This window comes from Enterobacter sp. ECC-019 (assembly GCF_043974075.1).
GTDB lineage: Bacteria > Pseudomonadota > Gammaproteobacteria > Enterobacterales > Enterobacteriaceae > Enterobacter > Enterobacter asburiae_D.
This window is the reverse complement of sequence record NZ_CP143759.1, coordinates 2,472,846-2,491,312: the sequence shown is the minus strand read 5'-3', so window position 1 is coordinate 2,491,312 and position 18,467 is coordinate 2,472,846. Positions and strand designations below refer to the sequence as shown.

Here is an 18,467-nt window from a genome sequence, read left to right as displayed (position 1 = left end):
TCAGTTATTTACAAAAAGCATGTCCGGATGTGTCCAAAAACACCTTCACCGCCCCAAATGAGGCGGTGAACTTTACTCGCTTTACTTATTAATTACGAGCCTAAAAAAAACAGGTGTATCAGACAGATTGCAGGCGGGCGGGGTCGATATGGAACAGCGTGGAGAAGTTTTCCGTCGTCACGCGGGCCAGCTCATCGATGCTGACGCCCTTCAGTACGGCCATGTACTCAGCCACATCTCTCGTCATAGCGGGCTGGTTCTCTTTACCGCGATGCGGTACCGGTGCCAGATACGGAGAATCTGTCTCCACCAGAATACGATCGAGCGGAACATAGCGTGCAGCATCACGCAGCTGCTCTGCGTTACGGAACGTCACGATCCCCGAAAACGAGATATAAAACCCTAAATCAAGCAGCTTACCCGCCGTTTCTCTGTCTTCTGTGAAACAGTGTAGTACGCCACCGCAATCCGTCACGTTTTCTTCCCGGAGGATCGCCAGGGTATCCGCACGCGCGTCGCGGGTGTGGACGATAACCGGCTTGTTCAGCTCGCGGCCAATGCGAATATGGTGACGGAAGGACTCCTGCTGACGCAGTTTGGTTTCCGGCGTGTAAAAATAGTCCAGCCCGGTCTCGCCCATCGCCACCACGCCCTCTTCTGCTGCCAGTCGGCGCAGATCCTCAACGTCGTATGCCTCATCCTGATTCAACGGGTGCACGCCGCAGGAGAACACCACGTTATCGCGAACGCCCACCAGCTCACGCATGGAGCGGTAGCCCGGCAGCGTGGTTGCCACCGCAAGACAGAATTTCACATCGCGGGCAGCGGCTTTTGCCAGCACGTCATCCACGTTTTTATGCAGGGATTGATAATCCAGGCCATCAAGATGGCAGTGTGAGTCGACTAAAAACATAATGTCTCTCTCAGAGATGGGAAACAGGCGGTATGACGCCGGGTTGCAGGTAATGTTCGATACGCAGTAGCTGGTCGGTCAGTAAAAGCTCGCGATTAAGTCCCGTCACGGTTAAAAGCTGTTCACGACTCTGGCAAATTTCATGGAGCATCGCGTGAAGAATCTTCCCTGAGAGGCGGTTCGCCAGCGTATTCATCAGCGGCCATGCATCCGGGTTAGTCAGAAGCGTTGCCCCTTGCTGGATTTTGAGTGCATCCAGCAGCAAGGAGGCCAGCCAGTGCAGACGCTCAACGGCCCGATCGCTGTTAAGCGCAGGCAGTAAACTTAGCCAGTCGTGACTGTTCAGTGAGGCATCCAGCGCCCGGCAGAGCGTTTCTCGTTCAGACCAGACGTCAGGCTGCAGTAATGCCAGCGCCGCAGCAGGCGCACCGCTGCTCAGGCGCAAGGCGGCCAGCGCGCTCTCAGGTGACGTTGTCACCTCTCGCTCCAGCCAGCTCAGCGCCCACGATTCCTGGGGGACCGCCAGGTGATGAAGACGACAACGGCTGCGCAACGTCGCCAGTAATCGCCCCGGGTCACGGCATGAGAGGAAAAACCACGTTTTTACCGGCGGCTCTTCCAGGGTTTTAAGCAGGGCGTTAGCCGCCGCCTCGGTGAGCAGCGTGGCGTCTTTAAGCCAGACCACTTTAGCCCCGCCCAGTCGCGCGTGTTCATACAATTTTTCACTGACTTCACGCACGGCATCAATACCGAGCGCGCTTTTGCCCTTCTCAGGCTCAAGGGTGTAGTAGTCAGGATGCGTGCCCGCCTGCATCAGCTGACAGCCACGGCATTTACCACAGCTCTTGTGCCCTTCCGGCTGCTGACACATCAGAAAACGGGTGATGGCATAAATCAACGCATCATCCCCCATCCCTGGCAATGCCTGAATCAGTAACGCATGATGCCCCCGACCCGCCTGATAGCTGCCGATCAGCTGTTCAAAGTGTGGGCGCAACCATGGATACCATTTCATGCCTGCTGCTCCTGCACCCACTGCGTAATGGTTTGCTGAATGTCACGCGTGACGTCGTCCAGAGACTGCGTCGCATCGATGGTACAAATTGATCTATCCTGTGCGGCCAGTTCAAGATAGCGCGCACGGGTGCGGTTAAAGAAATCAAACGACTCTTGTTCAATGCGGTCCAGCTCGCCGCGCGCGCGGGCACGCTTGAGACCCACTTCCGGAGTCACATCCAGATAGAGCGTCAGGTCGGGGCGAAAATCACCCAATACGGCATTACGCAGCGTGGCCAGCATTGTCTGGTCGATACCGCGTCCTCCGCCCTGATACGCCTGAGTCGACAGATCGTGACGGTCGCCGATCACCCACTTACCCTCGGCCAGGGCGGGTTTGATAACCGTCTCAACCAGCTGAACGCGCGCCGCGTAGAACATCAGCACTTCGGCTTTGTCAGTGATAACTTCGTCGCCGACGGATTTGATATCCAGCACCAGGCTGCGCAGCTTTTCAGCCAGTTGCGTGCCGCCCGGCTCGCGGGTAAATACCATGTCCGCCACGCCAAGCGCTTTGAGCGTATCCACCACCACGTTGCGGGCGGTGGTTTTACCCGCCCCCTCGAGTCCCTCAATGACAATGTATTTACTGCGCATTTTTTTCCTTAAGTGCCTTCAGATAGTCCTGAACAGAGCGATTGTGGCTGGCAAGGTTGGTGTTAAAGGTATGCCCCCCTTTTCCATCAGCCACAAAATAGAGATACGGTGTTTTGGCCGGATGCGCGGCGGCTTTGAGCGACGCTTCGCTCGGCGTGGCGATCGGGCCTGGCGGTAAACCGCTAATTACGTAGGTATTATACGCCGTTGGCGTCTCCAGATCTTTTCTTGAGATCTTGCCGGTATAGCTCTCGCCCATGCCATAGATAACGGTAGGGTCAGTTTGCAGACGCATGCCGATGCGCAGACGGTTGATAAATACTGACGCCACCCGCTCGCGCTCAGCAGCGACGGCCGTCTCTTTCTCAACGATCGAGGCCATGGTCACAAACTGGTTCGGATCGCTGTAAGGCAGCCCTTCCATTCGGCCTTCCCAGGCGGCATCCACGGCGGCGACCATTTTTTTGTGCGCCCGCTTCAGGATGGCCACATCGGTCGTGCCTGCCGTGTACATCCAGGTGTCTGGCCAGAACCAGCCTTCCACCCATTCGGGATGTTCAAGCTTCAGCGCGTCAGCCACCGTCTGATAGCTATCGTCTTTTAACGTATGTTTGATATACGGCGCGTCACGCAGCTGTTTGAGGTAATCGCTCAGGCGCATCCCTTCCACAAACCGCAGGGGGAACTGGGCTTCTTTTCCGCTTTCCAGCAGCTGCAGCATCTCTCTGACGGTCATTCCCGGCGTAAAGCGATAGGTACCGGCTTTGAAATGTGACAGCTCAGGCTCCACGCGCAATAGCCACTGAAATACCCGTGGACGATTGATAATCTTGTCGCCATAGAGCTGTTCCCCCAGCGCCTGACGGCCGGTTCCCGCTTTCAGGGTAAAGATCGTTTCGTCTTTAACCAGGATCTTGCTATCCGCCAGCTGGCGAACTTTCCATACGCCAGCTCCGCCAGCGACGCCCAGCGCAACGATGAGGATAAGGACAAAGCGCAACATTTTTTTCATGACTATCTGGTTTGCTCACATATCGGGGCTAAAAACTGAAACAGCTCGCGCGAAGACCAGCGTTGTTGGCCATACGCACGGACGGGTACAACAGGCATCAGCGCATTGCAGATGATGACTTCATCGGCAGCCTGTAGCGCGGCTGCTCCTGCGCTAACTTCGACAACGCGAAAGCCAGAGCGTGCCAGCTGTTGCAGACAAAACTGACGCATTAGCCCATTTACGCCAGCGTGCTCCAGCGACGGAGTGAACACCTCTTCCCCTTGCCGCCAGAGTAAATTAGCCGCACAGCATTCCGTAATGAACCCTTCGCTGTCAAGAACCAGCGCCTCATCGGCGTCCGTCTGTTCAAGATGAGTACGAATGAGCACCTGCTCCAGGCGATTGAGATGCTTAAGCCCGGCCAGCATCGGGTTTCGTCCCAGTCGTACTGGGCTCAGCGTCAGCGTGACGCCGTCTTCTCGCCAGCGAGAGTAATGCGTGGGATAAGCAGAAACGGAGAGAATACGCGTTGGGTTGAGACACGATGCGGCGCTGTAACCCCGGCCACCGCTACCGCGGCTGAGGATGACCTTGAGTACGCCGCTGTCCTTCCCGGTTGCCAGCTGGCACATTTCCTGGCGCAGTGTGTCCCAGTGCGTAAAGGGGATCATTAGCGTTTCACAGCCATGCTGCAGGCGTCGAATATGCGCCTCCAGCAGGCAGACATCGCCGTCCAGAATGCGCGCCGTCGTAAAGCAACCATCACCGAACTGTATCGCCCTGTCGCTGGCAGGCAGCGTGTCCTGCTCAAGGCCATTGATTAAAAACATGGTGGCTCCTTATGCGTGGGCGTTTAGTCTGGCAGGATGTTATGCAGCCGACAAGAAGATTAGGCTTAATAAAAAAGGCCCGGCAAGCGGACCTTTTTAAACGCTATCGGGACGTCTGGATCAGATCTTTTTGAAGATCAGAGAGCCGTTGGTGCCGCCGAAGCCGAAGGAGTTACACAGGGTGTACTCCATACCGCTAACCTGACGCGCTTCGTGAGGAACGAAGTCCAGATCGCAACCTTCATCCGGGTTATCCAGGTTGATGGTTGGCGGTACAGCCTGATCGCGCAGCGCAAGGATGGAGTAGATTGACTCTACTGCACCCGCCGCACCCAGCAGGTGACCGGTCATGGACTTCGTGGAGCTCACCATTACGCGGCTGGCAGATTCGCCGAAGATAGACTTAACCGCCTGAGCTTCAGCTTTATCGCCTGCAGGCGTAGAAGTGCCGTGCGCGTTCACGTAGCCAATTTGTGCTGGGGTAATTCCCGCATCACGAATCGCGTTTTCCATCGCCAGCGCAGCACCCGCGCCGTTCTCAGGAGGAGACGTCATGTGGTAAGCATCGCTGCTCATGCCGAAACCAACGATTTCAGCATAAATTTTCGCACCGCGTTTTTTCGCGTGTTCGTACTCTTCCAGTACGATCATGCCCGCCCCGTCGCCCAGCACAAAGCCGTCACGGTCTTTATCCCACGGACGGCTCGCCGCCTGCGGGTTATCATTACGGGTAGACAGCGCACGCGCCGCACCAAAACCGCCGACACCCAGCGGGGTACTGGCTTTTTCAGCGCCGCCCGCAACCATAGCATCTGCATCGCCGTACGCAATAATGCGCGCGGCCTGGCCGATGTTATGTACGCCAGACGTACAGGCGGTCGCAATAGAAATGCTTGGCCCACGCAGGCCGAACATGATGGTCAGGTGACCCGCCACCATGTTAACAATCGTGGACGGAACGAAGAACGGGCTGATCTTACGCGGGCCGCCATTCATCAGAGATGTATGGTTTTCCTCGATCAGGCCAAGACCGCCAATCCCGGAGCCGATAGCGGCGCCGATACGGGTTGCGTTCTCTTCCGTAATCTCAAGGCCAGAATCCTGCATGGCCTGAACGCCAGCGACAATTCCATATTGAATGAAGGCATCCATCTTGCGCTGTTCTTTGCGCGAGATGATCTCTTCACAGTTAAAATCCTTTACTAAGCCAGCAAATTTCGTTGCATAGGCGCTAGTATCGAAATGGTCGATTAGGCTGATGCCGCTCTGACCGGCAAGGAGAGCTTTCCAGGTGGACTCTACGGTATTGCCGACAGGAGACAACATGCCAAGTCCGGTCACAACTACACGACGCTTAGACACGTTTGTCCTCCAGGGAGGGATAAAAAAAGAGATTCGTGGGACTAAAAAAGATAAAACTCAGGCGGTCGAATGACCGCCTGGAGATGTTCACTTACGCCTGGTGACCGTTGATGTAATCAATGGCAGCCTGAACGGTGGTGATCTTCTCAGCTTCTTCGTCCGGAATCTCAGTATCAAACTCTTCTTCCAGAGCCATTACCAGCTCAACGGTGTCAAGAGAATCTGCGCCCAGGTCTTCAACGAAGGAAGCGGAGTTCACAACTTCTTCCTGCTTAACGCCCAGCTGTTCGCCGATAATTTTCTTAACGCGTTCTTCGATAGTGCTCATACTCTTAAATTTCCTATCAAAACTCGCTTTCGCGATGGTTTTCGTAGTGTATAAAATGTTGAAAAATTTGCAACTAAATCCCGGCAGTTCGTACCACGATTTTACGTTATTTTGAGGCCATTCGCCCTAATAACGCAAATATTTTTCATCGTGATTAAACCATATACATCCCGCCGTTGACGTGGAGGGTCTCACCAGTGATGTAACCCGCTTCGTCAGAGGCTAAAAATGCAACCGCACTGGCGATTTCTTTAGGGTCGCCAAGACGACCCGCCGGAACTGCCGCCAGCGTACCCGCACGCTGCTCATCAGTCAGCGCACGCGTCATGTCCGTTTCAATAAAGCCCGGAGCAACAACGTTTACCGTAATACCGCGGGACGCAACTTCACGCGCCAGCGACTTACTGAAACCAATCAGGCCTGCTTTCGCCGCAGCGTAGTTAGCCTGACCAGCATTTCCCATGGTACCAACCACAGAACCGACAGTGATAATACGACCATGACGCTTTTTCATCATAGCGCGCATTACCGCTTTTGACAGACGGAATACAGATGACAGGTTGGTTTCGATGATATCGTTCCACTCGTCGTCTTTCATTCGCATTAACAGGTTATCGCGAGTGATCCCGGCATTGTTTACCAGAATATCCACTTCGCCAAACTCTGCGCGAATATTTTCCAGAACAGATTCGATAGATGCAGGTTCGGTCACATTCAGTACCAGACCTTTACCGTTCGCACCCAGATACTCGCTGATGGCCTGAGCGCCATTCTCGCTGGTTGCTGTACCAATCACTTTCGCGCCGCGCGCAACCAGTGTTTCAGCAATTGCACGCCCGATACCGCGGCTTGCGCCGGTAACCAGTGCGATTTTTCCTTCAAAACTCATGGTATTCCTCTTTTATTGCGAGAGTGCCGCTGACATCGCTTCCGGCTCGTTAATCGCCGTGGCTGTCAGGGTGTCAACAATACGTTTTGTCAGACCGGTGAGGACTTTACCTGGGCCGACTTCATACAGATGCTCAACGCCCTCCGCTGCCATAAACTCAACGGTTTTGGTCCACTGTACCGGGCTGTAGAGCTGGCGAACCAGTGCGTCACGGATAGCTTCCGGCGTGGTTTCGCATTTCACATCGACGTTGTTCACAACGGAAATCGTCGGTGCGTTAAACGTAATTTTTTCGAGCTCAACTGCCAGTTTCGCAGCAGCAGGCTTCATCAGCGCACAGTGAGACGGCACGCTGACCGGCAGCGGCAGCGCACGCTTAGCACCGGCTGCTTTACAGGCCGCACCCGCACGTTCAACCGCTTCTTTATGACCGGCGATAACGACCTGGCCAGGCGAGTTGAAGTTGACCGGAGAGACAACCTGGCCTTCAGCAGATTCTTCACACGCTTTTGCAATTGCAGCATCATCCAGACCGATGATGGCAGACATGCCGCCCGTGCCTTCAGGCACCGCTTCCTGCATGAACTTACCGCGCAGTTCAACCAGACGTACCGCGTCAGCAAACGCGATCACGCCGGCACACACCAGCGCAGAGTATTCACCCAGGCTATGACCCGCGAGCAGCGCTGGCGCTTTACCGCCCTGCTGCTGCCAGACGCGCCACAGCGCAACGGACGCGGTCAGCAGCGCTGGCTGGGTCTGCCAGGTTTTGTTCAGTTCTTCGGCCGGACCCTGCTGGGTCAGCGCCCATAAATCATAACCCAGTGCATCAGAAGCTTCACGGAAAGTCTCTTCAATTACCGGGTAGTTTGCTGCCATTTCAGACAACATCCCAACCGTTTGAGAGCCCTGGCCCGGGAACACAAAAGCAAATTGCGTCATTTTTTATTCCTTATCCTAGAAACGAACCAGCGCGGAACCCCAGGTGAACCCGCCACCGAAGGCTTCAAGCAAGACCAGCTGGCCCCGTTTGATTCGTCCATCGCGTACCGCTTCATCAAATGCGCACGGTACCGACGCCGCAGAGGTGTTGCCGTGACGATCCAGCGTCACCACAACGTTATCCATCGACATGCCGAGCTTTTTCGCGGTCGCGCTGATGATACGCAGGTTCGCCTGATGCGGCACCAGCCAGTCGAGCGCGGAGCGCTCAAGGTTATTTGCTTCCAGCGTTTCATCAACGATGTGTGCAAGCTCAGTCACCGCCACCTTGAACACCTCGTTCCCTGCCATAGTCAGGTAAATCGAGTTGTCCGGATTAACGCGATCGGCGTTAGGCAGAGTCAACAGTTCGCCGTAGCTGCCATCAGCATGCAGATGCGTCGAGATGATACCCGGCTCTTCGGACTGCCCCAGCAGCACCGCGCCCGCGCCATCACCAAAAATAATGATCGTTCCGCGATCGGTTGGATCGCAGGTGCGCGCCAGCACGTCAGCACCGATCACCAGCGCATATTTAACGGCACCGGATTTCACGTACTGATCGGCAACGCTCAGCGCATAGGTGAAGCCTGCGCACGCGGCAGCGACGTCAAACGCCGGACAGCCCTTAATGCCGAGCATATTCTGCACCTGGCACGCCGCGCTTGGGAAAGCATGCGTGGCAGACGTCGTGGCGACCACGATCAAACCAATCTGTTCTTTATCAATGCCCGCCATTTCGATAGCACGCTGTGCGGCTTCGTAACCCATGGTCGAGACGGTTTCGTCTGGCGCGGCAATACGACGTTCACGGATACCTGTGCGCGTGACAATCCACTCGTCAGACGTATCTACCATTTTTTCCAGATCGGCGTTGGTACGCACTTGTTTTGGCAGGTAGCTGCCGGTACCTAAAATCTTCGTATACATGTACGCTCAGTCACTTTTAGCTAATACAGATTCCAGGCGAGCGGCAATCCGCTGAGGGACTTGTCGCTGCACCGCCTGCACTGCCTGTTCAATCGCGACAGCAAATGCTCGCTGATTGGCGGCGCCATGACTCTTAATCACGATGCCGCGCAATCCTAACAGACAGGCGCCATTATACTGGTCGGGGTTGAGGTGACTGAATCGCCGCGTCAGGCTCTTTTGTAACCAACGCTTCAATAAAATTAGCCACCAGGCGCTTTTTTTGCCTTCTCCCTGAGATTTCAGCAGAGAAAGAAACATGCGCACGACCCCTTCCATGGTCTTCAACGTTACGTTTCCAGTGAAGCCATCGCACACCAGAACATCCGTTTTACCCGTCAACAACTCATTGGCTTCGAGATAACCAATATAGTTGATGGAGGGAACCTGTTTGAGCAATTCAGCCGCTTCGCGAATGCTGTCCAGGCCTTTGGTCTCTTCTTCACCAATGTTCAGTAACGCAACACGGGGAGTGTTGATCCCGACGACTTCTTCTGCCAGCACCGATCCCATCACGGCAAACTGAGCCAGCATAGTACTATCACAGTCGACGTTAGCGCCCAAATCGAGCACCACCGTTTTGCCCTTCTGCTGATGCGGTAACACCGTCACCAGCGCCGGACGCTCAATACCTTCAATAGGTTTGAGCAGTAATTTCGACAGCCCCATCAGCGCACCGGTATTCCCCGCGCTAACGCAAGCCTGGGCTCGCCCTTCTTTCACCAACTCCAGCGCTATCCGCATAGAGCTGCCACGACTATTGCGAATAGCCTGCGAGGGTCGGGCATCACTGGCAATAACTGACTGCGCAGGAATAATCTGCAGACGCGAACGTTGTTCAAAGTCAGCTTTTGCGAGTAATGGCGTGATTGCGTCGGGATTGCCGACTAAAAGAAGTGTGAGTTGCGAATTAGAATTCAGTGCCTGCAATGCTGCAGGCACTGTCACGGAAGGGCCAAAATCTCCCCCCATGACATCTAACGCCAGGGTTAGACGTGTCAAGGTATCGTCGCAGCCTGGTTCGGTAAATTCCCCGTTTGCACGGGGAAATCCTCACTAAGCCTAATCACGCTTGCGCGTGATTACTTAGTGATAACCTTGCGGCCGCGGTAGAAACCGTCAGCGGTGATGTGGTGACGCAGGTGTTTCTCACCAGAAGTCTTGTCTACAGACAGGCTGGTAACTGCGGTCAGCGCGTCATGGGAACGACGCATGCCACGTTTGGAACGGGTTGGTTTATTCTGTTGTACGGCCATGGACCTTACTCCTCAATTACTTACGCTTTAAGCTGGCTAATACGGCAAATGGGTTTGGTTTTTGCGCTTCATCAGGCAGTTCCCCAAAGACCATGTCCGCCTCGGACACTTCACAGTGTTCAGAATCATGCACCGGAACCACTGGCAAGGTGAGGATGATTTCATCTTCAACCAGAGCCAGAAGATCGATTTCACCGAATTCGTTAACCTCAATCGGCTCATACGCTTCCGGGAGTGCTTCAGCCTGTTCGTCAGAACGAACCGGACTGAAACAATACGTTGTGTGAACATGCTGTACAAACGGTTTCCCGCAACGCTGACACTCGAGCGTTACCGTCACCTTTGCATCACCGGTTAAAACGGCGAGACGCTGGTTGTCGATAGCGAACGACATGGAGCATTCTACATCACTGTCCACACTGACTACGGATTCGGCAATACGCTCAGCCTGATCGGAAGTATAGATACCTTCGTAATCGAGGCGTTTTTGAGCCGTACGAACCGGATCAAGAGTCAGGGGTAATTTTACCTTTTGCATAGGGCGCGCATATTAACTTTGTAACGTCATAGAGTCAAAGAAAAAGGCAACCAGAGCTGCCTTTTGCCAATTATTCGCACACATTGCGGCCTGTAGTTTAAAATGGCTGGCATCGATACGCTATATCTGGTGATAAAAATATGCCAAATCTCGTCCTTGCTTCCACTTCTCCCTACCGCCGAACGCTGCTGGAAAAGCTCGGGATCCCGTTTGAATGCGCCGCGCCAGAGGTTGATGAGACGCCACAGCCGGGCGAGTCACCGCGTCATCTGGTGACACGTCTTGCTAAGGAGAAAGCGCAGTCGCTGGCCGCACGCTATCCTTCACATTTGATTATAGGCTCCGATCAAGTTTGCGTGCTGGACGGCGAAATCACCGGCAAGCCCCATACGGAGGAGAACGCCTGCCAGCAGCTTCTGCGTGCGCGAGGCACGATCGTGACCTTTTATACGGGCCTGGCGCTCTATAACTCCGCCACCGGTCATCTGCAAACGGAGTGCGAGCCGTTCGATGTGCACTTCCGCCATCTCAGCGAGCAAGAGATCATGGATTATGTGCGCCGTGAGCGACCGCTGAACTGTGCGGGGAGTTTTAAAAGTGAAGGCTTAGGGATTGCGTTGTTCGACAAGCTGGACGGTCGCGATCCCAACACGCTGGTGGGGTTACCGCTGATTGCCTTGTGTCAGATGTTAAGACGAGAAGAGTGTAATCCGCTGACCATGTGACTTTTGCCCAGCGGCGCTTCGCTTGCATGGGCCCACGGGTTTCGTAGGCCGGGTAAGTGCAGCGCCACCCGCCACATAATCAGCCGCGCAGAACTTTAAGACAGCGTTTCAACTGCTCATCTAGCGGCGCTTCAATACGGATGACTTCCCCCGTATTAGGATGGGTAAACTTCAGCGCTGCCGCATGCAGGAACAGACGCGACAGCCCCGTCCCCGCCAGCTGCTTATCAAACTCGCGGTCGCCATAGCGGTCATCAAAGGCGATTGGGTGCCCTGCAAACTGCGTATGCACGCGGATCTGGTGGGTACGACCGGTCACAGGACTGCAGCGCACCAGCGTGGCAAACTCATAGCGCTCTTCAACTTTAAAGCGCGTCTCAGACGGTTTCCCTTCCTGGCTCACGCGGACAATGCGTTCGCCGCTTTGCAGAATGTTCTTCAGCAGCGGCGCCTGCACCACTTTTACATGAGACTGCCACTGACCGCGAACCAGCGCCAGGTAGTCTTTCTGCATCCCTTTTTCTCGCAGCTGTTCATGCAGCGAACGCAGCGCAGAGCGCTTTTTCGCTACCAGCAGTACGCCAGAGGTGTCACGGTCAAGACGGTGCACCAGCTCAAGGAAGCGCGCTTCCGGGCGCAGGGCACGCAGCCCTTCAATCACGCCGAAGCTCAGACCGCTACCGCCATGGACAGCCGTTCCTGACGGTTTATTGAGCACCAGAATGTGGTCATCTTCGTAAAGGATCACATCACTTAAGGCCGCCACTTTCTGTAGCTTCGGTGAAACGGTCTCTTCTTCACGTTCCGCAACGCGCACCGGCGGAATACGCACTTCATCGCCCGCCTCGAGTTTGTACTCGGGCTTCACGCGTTTTTTGTTAACCCGCACCTCGCCCTTACGCAGGATGCGGTAAATCATGCTCTTTGGCACACCTTTCAACTGGGTGCGCAAAAAGTTATCGATACGTTGCCCCGCGTCATCTTCGGCGATAGCAACCATTTTTACGGCTGGAGTCTCTGTTTTCATGGTTGGCGATTCTAAATATCGTCAGCCATTAGCGCCACTCATTTTTCTATGCTTATATTTACTTTTATCCGGCCAGCTCCCCGTTTCGCGCAACCGATTTGGTGGTTATTAAACCAATCGCCATTCTGAAGTGAAGAAACTGTGAGTAACCGGGTGATAATTGGTAAAAGTCATCTTGCTATAACCCGGCGAGCAGTGGAATAATGAGGCTGTTTTCCGTGTTAAATCCTGGTTAAGTAAGGATGTTGACGGAATGACCAATTTTGTCTGACCGATCATCAACGCAGCAATGGCGTAAGACGTATTGATCTTTCAGGCAGTTAGCGGGCTGCGGGTTGCAGTACTTCCCGGTATAAGGATTGTTCTCTGGAGAGTTCTACCCAGGCAATTCCCCTGATAATTGCGCTGTGTTTCCGTATGAAACACAGGCAACCGACACTCTGCGCCTCTTAAGCGAGCGACAACCGTGAGGTTGGCGACGTGAACAGACACGAGGCCATCGGTTCATACCCCGGAAAGCGTCACCTTGCCCGCAGCTTTGTCGTCAATGTAAGAATAACGAGTAAGTTACGATGAAAAGAATGTTAATCAACGCAACTCAGCAAGAAGAGTTGCGTGTCGCCCTTGTGGATGGGCAGCGCCTGTACGATCTGGATATCGAAAGTCCTGGACACGAACAGAAAAAAGCGAACATTTACAAAGGTAAAATCACCCGCATTGAACCAAGCCTTGAAGCTGCATTTGTCGATTACGGTGCTGAGCGTCATGGTTTCCTCCCTCTGAAAGAAATCGCCCGCGAATATTTCCCCGCAAACTACAACGCCCATGGCCGCCCAAACATCAAAGATGTTCTGCGTGAAGGTCAGGAAGTTATCGTTCAGATTGATAAAGAAGAGCGTGGCAACAAAGGTGCCGCACTGACCACCTTTATCAGCCTGGCAGGGAGCTATCTGGTTCTGATGCCTAACAACCCGCGTGCGGGTGGCATCTCTCGCCGTATCGAAGGTGATGACCGTACCGAACTGAAAGAAGCGCTGGCAAGCCTCGAACTGCCTGATGGCATGGGGCTTATCGTGCGTACCGCAGGCGTTGGCAAATCCGCCGAAGCGCTGCAGTGGGACCTGAGCTTCCGTCTGAAGCACTGGGAAGCCATTCAGAAAGCTGCGGAAAGCCGCCCTGCTCCGTTCCTGATCCACCAGGAAAGCAACGTTATCGTGCGTGCCTTCCGTGATTACCTGCGTCAGGACATCGGTGAGATTCTTATCGATAACCCGAAAGTGCTTGAGCTGGCGCGCCAGCACATCGCCGCGCTGGGTCGTCCGGATTTCACCAGCAAAATTAAACTGTACACCGGTGAAATCCCGCTGTTCAGCCACTATCAGATCGAATCCCAGATTGAATCCGCCTTCCAGCGTGAAGTGCGTCTGCCTTCCGGCGGTTCTATCGTTATCGATACCACTGAAGCGCTGACCGCTATCGACATCAACTCTGCGCGCGCAACGCGCGGTGGCGATATCGAAGAGACCGCCTACAACACTAACCTCGAAGCCGCTGATGAAATCGCCCGCCAACTCCGCCTGCGCGACCTGGGTGGTCTGATTGTTATCGACTTCATCGACATGACCCCTGTTCGCCACCAGCGTGCGGTTGAAAACCGTCTGCGCGAAGCGGTGCGTCAGGACAGGGCACGTATCCAGATTAGCCATATCTCACGCTTTGGCCTGCTGGAGATGTCCCGTCAGCGTCTGAGCCCGTCTCTCGGTGAGTCCAGCCATCACGTTTGTCCGCGCTGCTCCGGCACCGGTACCGTGCGTGATAACGAATCTCTGTCTCTCTCTATCCTGCGTCTGATTGAAGAAGAAGCGCTGAAAGAGAACACCAAAGAGGTTCACGCCATTGTGCCGGTGCCCGTTGCCTCTTACCTGCTTAACGAAAAACGTGCAGCGGTAAGTGCGATCGAAGCGCGTCAGGGCGGCGTTCGCTGCATCATCGTGCCAAACGACCAGATGCAGACCCCACACTATCACGTGCTGCGTGTGCGTAAGGGCGAAGAGACGACCACCCTCAGCTACCTGCTGCCGAAGCTGCATGAAGAAGAGATGGCCCTGCCATCCGATGAAGAGCCTGCCGAGCGCAAACTGCCAGAGCAGCCTGCGTTAGCGACCTTCATCATGCCAGAAGCGCCACCGGAAGCCGCTCTGGAAAAACCTGCTGCCAAACCTGAAGCGCAGAAACCAGAAGCAGCTGCAGCGAAAGCCCAGCCGGCACAGCCGGGTCTGCTGAGCCGCTTCTTTGGCGCGCTGAAGAAGATGTTTGCTGAAGAAGAAGTTCAGCCAGAGCAGCCGAAAGAAGAGCCTAAAGCGGCCAAACCGGAGCGTCAGCAGGACCGTCGCAAGCGTCAAAACAACCGCCGCGATCGTAACGACCGCAGCGATCGTAATGACCGCAGCGAGCGTCGTGACAATCGCTCTGACAATGGCGAAGGCCGTGAGCAACGCGAAGACAACCGCCGCAACCGTCGCGAGAAACAACAGCCGAATGTTGAAGATCGTGAAATTCGCCAGCAGGCGGGCGATGAGTCTGAGAAGAGCAAACAGCGTGATGACCAGCAGCCGCGCCGTGAACGCAGCCGTCGTCGTAACGACGAGAAGCGTCAGGCACAGCAGGAAGTCAAAAACCTGAACCGCGAAGAGCCTGTTGAACAGCAGGACGGCGAGCAGGAAGAACGTACCCAGGTAATGCCGCGTCGTAAGCAGCGCCAGCTTGCTCAGAAAGTTCGCTTCGCCTCTGAAGTAACCGAAGAGTCAGCCATTGTTGCGGTTGAAAACAGCGAGAGCACAACCGGTACGCAGCTGGCGAAAGTTGATCTGCCAGCGGTCGTTGAAAACAACGTTGAGCAAGATGATAACGGTGAAAACCGTGATAACGCCGGTATGCCGCGCCGTTCACGCCGTTCTCCACGTCATCTGCGCGTCAGCGGTCAGCGCCGTCGTCGCTATCGTGACGAGCGTTACCCGACTCAGTCGCCAATGCCCCTGACCATTGCCTGTGCTTCACCAGAAATGGCCTCCGGTAAGGTCTGGATCCGCTACCCGGTTGCTCGCCCGGAGCAGGTTGTTGAAGAACAGCCTGTAACCGAAGAGGTGATTGCACCCGCAGCTGCGGTAGAAGACGTCGTGACTGAAGCGGCAACCGTGGTTGAACCTCAGGTTGTTGAAACGGAAGCACCTCACGCAGTGGAAGTTGAAACCACTCATCCAGAAGTGATTGCCGCGCCGGTTGATGCCGCACCGCAGCTTATCGCCGAAGAAGATGCCGTGGTGGCTGAGGAAGTCGCTGAAGAGGCTGAACCTGTAGCCGCAGTGGAAGACACCGCTGAAACCCTCGTTGAAACCACCACTGAAGAAGTCGTTCAGGACGTTGAGATTCAGGTTGAACCGGTTATCGAAGAAGCGAAAGCGCCTGAGGTGAAACCTGAGCCGGTTGTTTCTGCGCCAGCCGCTGCCCACGTGGCGACAGCACCAATGACGCGCGCCCCGGCGCCGGATTACGTGCCAGAATCCCCGCGTCACAGTGACTGGGTACGTCCGGAGTTCAACTTCGACGGTAAAGGCGCTGCAGGCGGCCACAGTGCAACGCATCAGGCGACTGCACCGGCAACGCGTCCGCAGTCTGTCGAATAACAACGCTGAAAGTAAAAAGCCGACCTTAGGGTCGGCTTTTTTTATGGCTGCTGCACGGGCTTTCTCATCCCGGTGACCTCCGGCATGACCTGCCGCATCAACTCCAGAAAACGCCGCAAGCGTGCCGGATAATAACGGGACCAGGGATAAACCAGATGCACCGGTAACGCCGCTGGCTGCCAGTCTGGCAGCAAATGCACCAGCCGCCCTTCCCGAATATCATCCTGTACCGTCCAGCTGGATACTACCGCCACGCCAAGGCCGGTGAGCACCGTATTGCGTGCGACATACAGGCTATCGGTGCTGAGGCGTGGGGTAATCGCCACTCGCGCGGTGGCAGGTGATGCATCGTGAAAAAGCTCCACATGGCGCTGGTAGAAAGAGCTAATCGCTATCCAGGGAAACTGCTGCAAATTCTCCGGCGTGGTAACCGTTGGAAAACGGGCCAGCAGTGCCGGAGAAGCCACCACCGAGCGCGGCACTTCCGCCAGCAGCACGGATACGGTCGCCGGATCGACTTCCACGCCCACCCGAATAGCACAGTCAAGGTTGTCGCCGAGGAAGTCCGCCGACCGATCGTTGAGCATCCACTCAATCGAAAGCTGCGGGTAGCGTTGCAAAAATTCGGTTACGGGTTTCAGAAGCTGGTCCTGACCAAACGCGTGGGGTGCCCGCACCCGCAACACGCCTACAGGCTCATCTTCCGTCTGCCCCACCTCATCTTCCAGCGCCAGCCAGCTGTCAATCACCCGACGGGCGTGCTGATAGCAGCGTTCGCCGTCATCCGTCAGTCGCGTTGTATGGGTGGTGCGCAATATCAGGCGCACGCCCAGCATGGTCTCCAGCGACTGTAACCGTCTGCTCACCGTGGCCTGGGTGGTGGCCAACTGCCGAGCCGCCGCAGAGAGGGAACCCGCCTCCACTATACGGACAAAGGTCCGCATTAACTCCACCCTGTCTATACGCTCAGCTCTTTTCATCTCATTTTTACTTATACGTTCAACGTATAAGCGTTTTACCACCGGGACCGCTACCGTCGCAAGGCATACTGATAAAAAATAGCCTCACACGACGAATGAGGAACATCTTATGAACACAACAACCGCCGCCCATGCCGTGAGCCGCTGGGTAATCTTAATGCTGGCGATAGGTGCAGGTTTCAGCGTGGCATCTATCTATTATGCCCAGCCTCTGCTGCCGCTGATGGGCGCAGACCTTCACCTGAGTATCGAAGGAATGGGCCTGGTCCCGACGCTCACCCAGGCGGGATATGCCCTGGGGATCCTGTTCCTGCTACCGCTCGGCGATCGCCACGACCGCAGGACGTTAATCCTGATAAAGAGTGCGGCGCTGGCGCTGTTTCTTCTCGGCTGTAGCCTGACCGGGCAGATCCATTCTCTGCTGCTGGCAAGCCTGCTCATCGGCATGGCCGCCACCATAGCACAGGATATCGTCCCTGCCGCGGCCATCCTTGCGCCGGAAGGTAAACAGGGGAAAACCGTGGGCACGGTAATGACCGGGCTGCTGATGGGTATCTTATTATCAAGAACCGTGAGCGGCGTGGTGGGCGAAGCGTTTGGCTGGCGCGTCATGTACCAGCTGGCGGCGGCGAGCATTGCGTTCATCGGGGTGATGATGTGGTTTGTGCTTCCCCGTTTTGCCATTCACTCCACGCTGAGCTACCCCGCGCTGATGCGCTCAATGGAACATCTGTGGCGTCGCTATCCGGCGCTGCGCCGTGCGGCGCTGGCTCAGGGCTTCCTGTCGATTGCCTTTAGCGCCTTCTGGTCTACGCTTGCGGTCATGCTGCTGGAACGCTATCACCTGGGCAGTGCCGTCGCGGGGGGCTTTGGTATTGCTGGTGCCGCCGGCGCGTTAGCTGCCCCGCTGGCAGGAGGTCTGGCGGACAAACTCGGCGCAGGAAAAGTCACGCAGCTTGGTGCAGTTCTTGTAACCGTCTCATTCGCCCTGATGTTCCTGATGCCCGCGTTGGGCGTTCATGGACAGCTGATGCTGATCGCCGTCTCTGCCGTCGGGTTCGACCTGGGCCTGCAGTCCAGCCTGGTCGCTCACCAGAACCTGGTATACAGTCTTGAACCGCAGGCGCGGGGTCGTCTCAATGCCCTGCTCTTTACGGTGGTCTTTATCGGGATGGCGCTGGGTTCCGCGTTAGGCAGCAATATCTACTCGCTGGCTGGCTGGACGGGCGTGGTCGCGCTGGCGACAGTCTGTGGGGTCATTGCGCTGGCAATCCGTCTGATAGAAAGCGCACGAGTCGCCTCCGCACCGGCGGAAGTTGCATAAAAAAAAATGCCCAAT

18 protein-coding genes are annotated in these 18,467 nt (G+C 55.6%); 3 read left to right on the top strand and 15 right to left on the bottom strand.

Annotation, left to right across the window (positions count from 1 at the left end):
* Nucleotides 1-118: 118 nt before the first annotated feature.
* The 13 genes from V1566_RS11705 to yceD form a co-directional block, all read right to left on the bottom strand.
* Nucleotides 119-913, bottom strand: a complete 795-nt coding sequence (locus tag V1566_RS11705; RefSeq protein WP_395303389.1) for a metal-dependent hydrolase — start codon at nucleotides 911-913, stop codon at nucleotides 119-121.
* A gap of 10 nt (nucleotides 914-923) precedes the next feature.
* Nucleotides 924-1,928: a DNA polymerase III subunit delta' gene (gene holB, locus V1566_RS11700; protein WP_395303388.1), complete on the bottom strand. Its 1,005-nt coding sequence runs from the start codon at nucleotides 1,926-1,928 to the stop codon at nucleotides 924-926.
* The gene (tmk, locus tag V1566_RS11695; RefSeq protein ID WP_395303387.1) at nucleotides 1,925-2,566 is read right to left on the bottom strand and encodes a dTMP kinase; all 642 of its coding nucleotides are present in this window, start codon (nucleotides 2,564-2,566) and stop codon (nucleotides 1,925-1,927) included. The genes holB and tmk overlap by 4 nt, the downstream gene beginning before the upstream one ends.
* On the bottom strand, nucleotides 2,556-3,578 hold the full coding sequence (gene yceG / locus V1566_RS11690) for a cell division protein YceG (protein ID WP_395303386.1): 1,023 nt from the start codon (nucleotides 3,576-3,578) through the stop codon (nucleotides 2,556-2,558). Before yceG ends, tmk begins: the two co-directional genes overlap by 11 nt.
* A 2-nt stretch (nucleotides 3,579-3,580) precedes the next feature.
* Nucleotides 3,581-4,390, bottom strand: a complete 810-nt coding sequence (gene pabC / locus V1566_RS11685; RefSeq protein WP_395303385.1) for an aminodeoxychorismate lyase — start codon at nucleotides 4,388-4,390, stop codon at nucleotides 3,581-3,583.
* A 120-nt stretch (nucleotides 4,391-4,510) separates the two neighbouring features.
* Nucleotides 4,511-5,752, bottom strand: a complete 1,242-nt coding sequence (gene fabF / locus V1566_RS11680; protein ID WP_023335279.1) for a beta-ketoacyl-ACP synthase II — start codon at nucleotides 5,750-5,752, stop codon at nucleotides 4,511-4,513.
* 91 nt (nucleotides 5,753-5,843) lie between these two features.
* The gene (gene acpP, locus V1566_RS11675) at nucleotides 5,844-6,080 is read right to left on the bottom strand and encodes an acyl carrier protein (protein WP_003857954.1); all 237 of its coding nucleotides are present in this window, start codon (nucleotides 6,078-6,080) and stop codon (nucleotides 5,844-5,846) included.
* A 154-nt stretch (nucleotides 6,081-6,234) separates the two neighbouring features.
* Nucleotides 6,235-6,969, bottom strand: a complete 735-nt coding sequence (fabG, locus tag V1566_RS11670) for a 3-oxoacyl-ACP reductase FabG (RefSeq protein WP_008500795.1) — start codon at nucleotides 6,967-6,969, stop codon at nucleotides 6,235-6,237.
* A 12-nt stretch (nucleotides 6,970-6,981) separates the two neighbouring features.
* The gene (fabD, locus tag V1566_RS11665; RefSeq protein WP_395303384.1) at nucleotides 6,982-7,911 is read right to left on the bottom strand and encodes an ACP S-malonyltransferase; all 930 of its coding nucleotides are present in this window, start codon (nucleotides 7,909-7,911) and stop codon (nucleotides 6,982-6,984) included.
* 15 nt (nucleotides 7,912-7,926) lie between these two features.
* The gene (locus tag V1566_RS11660) at nucleotides 7,927-8,880 is read right to left on the bottom strand and encodes a beta-ketoacyl-ACP synthase III (protein ID WP_008500797.1); all 954 of its coding nucleotides are present in this window, start codon (nucleotides 8,878-8,880) and stop codon (nucleotides 7,927-7,929) included.
* Between the two features lie 6 nt (nucleotides 8,881-8,886).
* Complete coding sequence (plsX, locus tag V1566_RS11655; RefSeq protein WP_060568787.1) at nucleotides 8,887-9,921, bottom strand: phosphate acyltransferase PlsX; 1,035 nt, start codon at nucleotides 9,919-9,921, stop codon at nucleotides 8,887-8,889.
* An 80-nt stretch (nucleotides 9,922-10,001) separates the two neighbouring features.
* Complete coding sequence (gene rpmF / locus V1566_RS11650; protein WP_003857964.1) at nucleotides 10,002-10,175, bottom strand: 50S ribosomal protein L32; 174 nt, start codon at nucleotides 10,173-10,175, stop codon at nucleotides 10,002-10,004.
* Nucleotides 10,176-10,191: 16 nt separating this feature from the next.
* Nucleotides 10,192-10,713: a 23S rRNA accumulation protein YceD gene (yceD, locus tag V1566_RS11645; RefSeq protein ID WP_014883375.1), complete on the bottom strand. Its 522-nt coding sequence runs from the start codon at nucleotides 10,711-10,713 to the stop codon at nucleotides 10,192-10,194.
* A gap of 140 nt (nucleotides 10,714-10,853) precedes the next feature.
* Here yceD and V1566_RS11640 point away from each other — a divergent pair, with 140 nt between their 5' ends.
* A complete protein-coding gene (locus V1566_RS11640) occupies nucleotides 10,854-11,438 on the top strand; it encodes a Maf family protein (protein ID WP_395303383.1) in 585 nt (194 codons plus the stop codon).
* A 79-nt stretch (nucleotides 11,439-11,517) separates the two neighbouring features.
* On the opposite strand, the gene rluC is transcribed toward V1566_RS11640, so the two are convergent.
* Nucleotides 11,518-12,465, bottom strand: coding sequence for a 23S rRNA pseudouridine(955/2504/2580) synthase RluC (gene rluC / locus V1566_RS11635; RefSeq protein WP_024909023.1), 948 nt, complete (start codon nucleotides 12,463-12,465; stop codon nucleotides 11,518-11,520).
* Between the two features lie 572 nt (nucleotides 12,466-13,037).
* On the opposite strand from rluC, the gene rne reads away from it, so the two are divergent.
* Nucleotides 13,038-16,148 (top strand): ribonuclease E, encoded by a 3,111-nt coding sequence (gene rne, locus V1566_RS11630; RefSeq protein WP_395303382.1) that lies wholly within the window; start codon nucleotides 13,038-13,040, stop codon nucleotides 16,146-16,148.
* Between the two features lie 41 nt (nucleotides 16,149-16,189).
* Here rne and V1566_RS11625 read toward each other — a convergent pair whose 3' ends face one another.
* A complete protein-coding gene (locus V1566_RS11625) occupies nucleotides 16,190-17,092 on the bottom strand; it encodes a LysR family transcriptional regulator (protein ID WP_395303381.1) in 903 nt (300 codons plus the stop codon).
* 145 nt (nucleotides 17,093-17,237) lie between these two features.
* Between V1566_RS11625 and V1566_RS11620 the strand changes: the two genes are divergently transcribed.
* Nucleotides 17,238-18,452: an MFS transporter gene (locus V1566_RS11620; RefSeq protein ID WP_395303380.1), complete on the top strand. Its 1,215-nt coding sequence runs from the start codon at nucleotides 17,238-17,240 to the stop codon at nucleotides 18,450-18,452.
* Nucleotides 18,453-18,467: the final 15 nt, after the last annotated feature.

What these genes read in the sequence shown, in the direction of transcription:
- V1566_RS11640 (WP_395303383.1), top strand. Translation starts at nt 10,854, where the DNA reads ATGCCAAATCTCGTCCTTGCTTCCACTTCTCCCTACCGCCGAACGCTG.
- V1566_RS11625 (WP_395303381.1), bottom strand. Translation starts at nt 17,092, where the DNA reads ATGCGGACCTTTGTCCGTATAGTGGAGGCGGGTTCCCTCTCTGCGGCG.
- acpP (WP_003857954.1), bottom strand. Translation starts at nt 6,080, where the DNA reads ATGAGCACTATCGAAGAACGCGTTAAGAAAATTATCGGCGAACAGCTG.
- yceG (WP_395303386.1), bottom strand. Translation starts at nt 3,578, where the DNA reads ATGAAAAAAATGTTGCGCTTTGTCCTTATCCTCATCGTTGCGCTGGGC.
- fabG (WP_008500795.1), bottom strand. Translation starts at nt 6,969, where the DNA reads ATGAGTTTTGAAGGAAAAATCGCACTGGTTACCGGCGCAAGCCGCGGT.
- tmk (WP_395303387.1), bottom strand. Translation starts at nt 2,566, where the DNA reads ATGCGCAGTAAATACATTGTCATTGAGGGACTCGAGGGGGCGGGTAAA.
- yceD (WP_014883375.1), bottom strand. Translation starts at nt 10,713, where the DNA reads ATGCAAAAGGTAAAATTACCCCTGACTCTTGATCCGGTTCGTACGGCT.
- rluC (WP_024909023.1), bottom strand. Translation starts at nt 12,465, where the DNA reads ATGAAAACAGAGACTCCAGCCGTAAAAATGGTTGCTATCGCCGAAGAT.
- V1566_RS11620 (WP_395303380.1), top strand. Translation starts at nt 17,238, where the DNA reads ATGAACACAACAACCGCCGCCCATGCCGTGAGCCGCTGGGTAATCTTA.
- rne (WP_395303382.1), top strand. Translation starts at nt 13,038, where the DNA reads ATGAAAAGAATGTTAATCAACGCAACTCAGCAAGAAGAGTTGCGTGTC.
- pabC (WP_395303385.1), bottom strand. Translation starts at nt 4,390, where the DNA reads ATGTTTTTAATCAATGGCCTTGAGCAGGACACGCTGCCTGCCAGCGAC.
- V1566_RS11660 (WP_008500797.1), bottom strand. Translation starts at nt 8,880, where the DNA reads ATGTATACGAAGATTTTAGGTACCGGCAGCTACCTGCCAAAACAAGTG.
- V1566_RS11705 (WP_395303389.1), bottom strand. Translation starts at nt 913, where the DNA reads ATGTTTTTAGTCGACTCACACTGCCATCTTGATGGCCTGGATTATCAA.
- holB (WP_395303388.1), bottom strand. Translation starts at nt 1,928, where the DNA reads ATGAAATGGTATCCATGGTTGCGCCCACACTTTGAACAGCTGATCGGC.
- fabD (WP_395303384.1), bottom strand. Translation starts at nt 7,911, where the DNA reads ATGACGCAATTTGCTTTTGTGTTCCCGGGCCAGGGCTCTCAAACGGTT.
- rpmF (WP_003857964.1), bottom strand. Translation starts at nt 10,175, where the DNA reads ATGGCCGTACAACAGAATAAACCAACCCGTTCCAAACGTGGCATGCGT.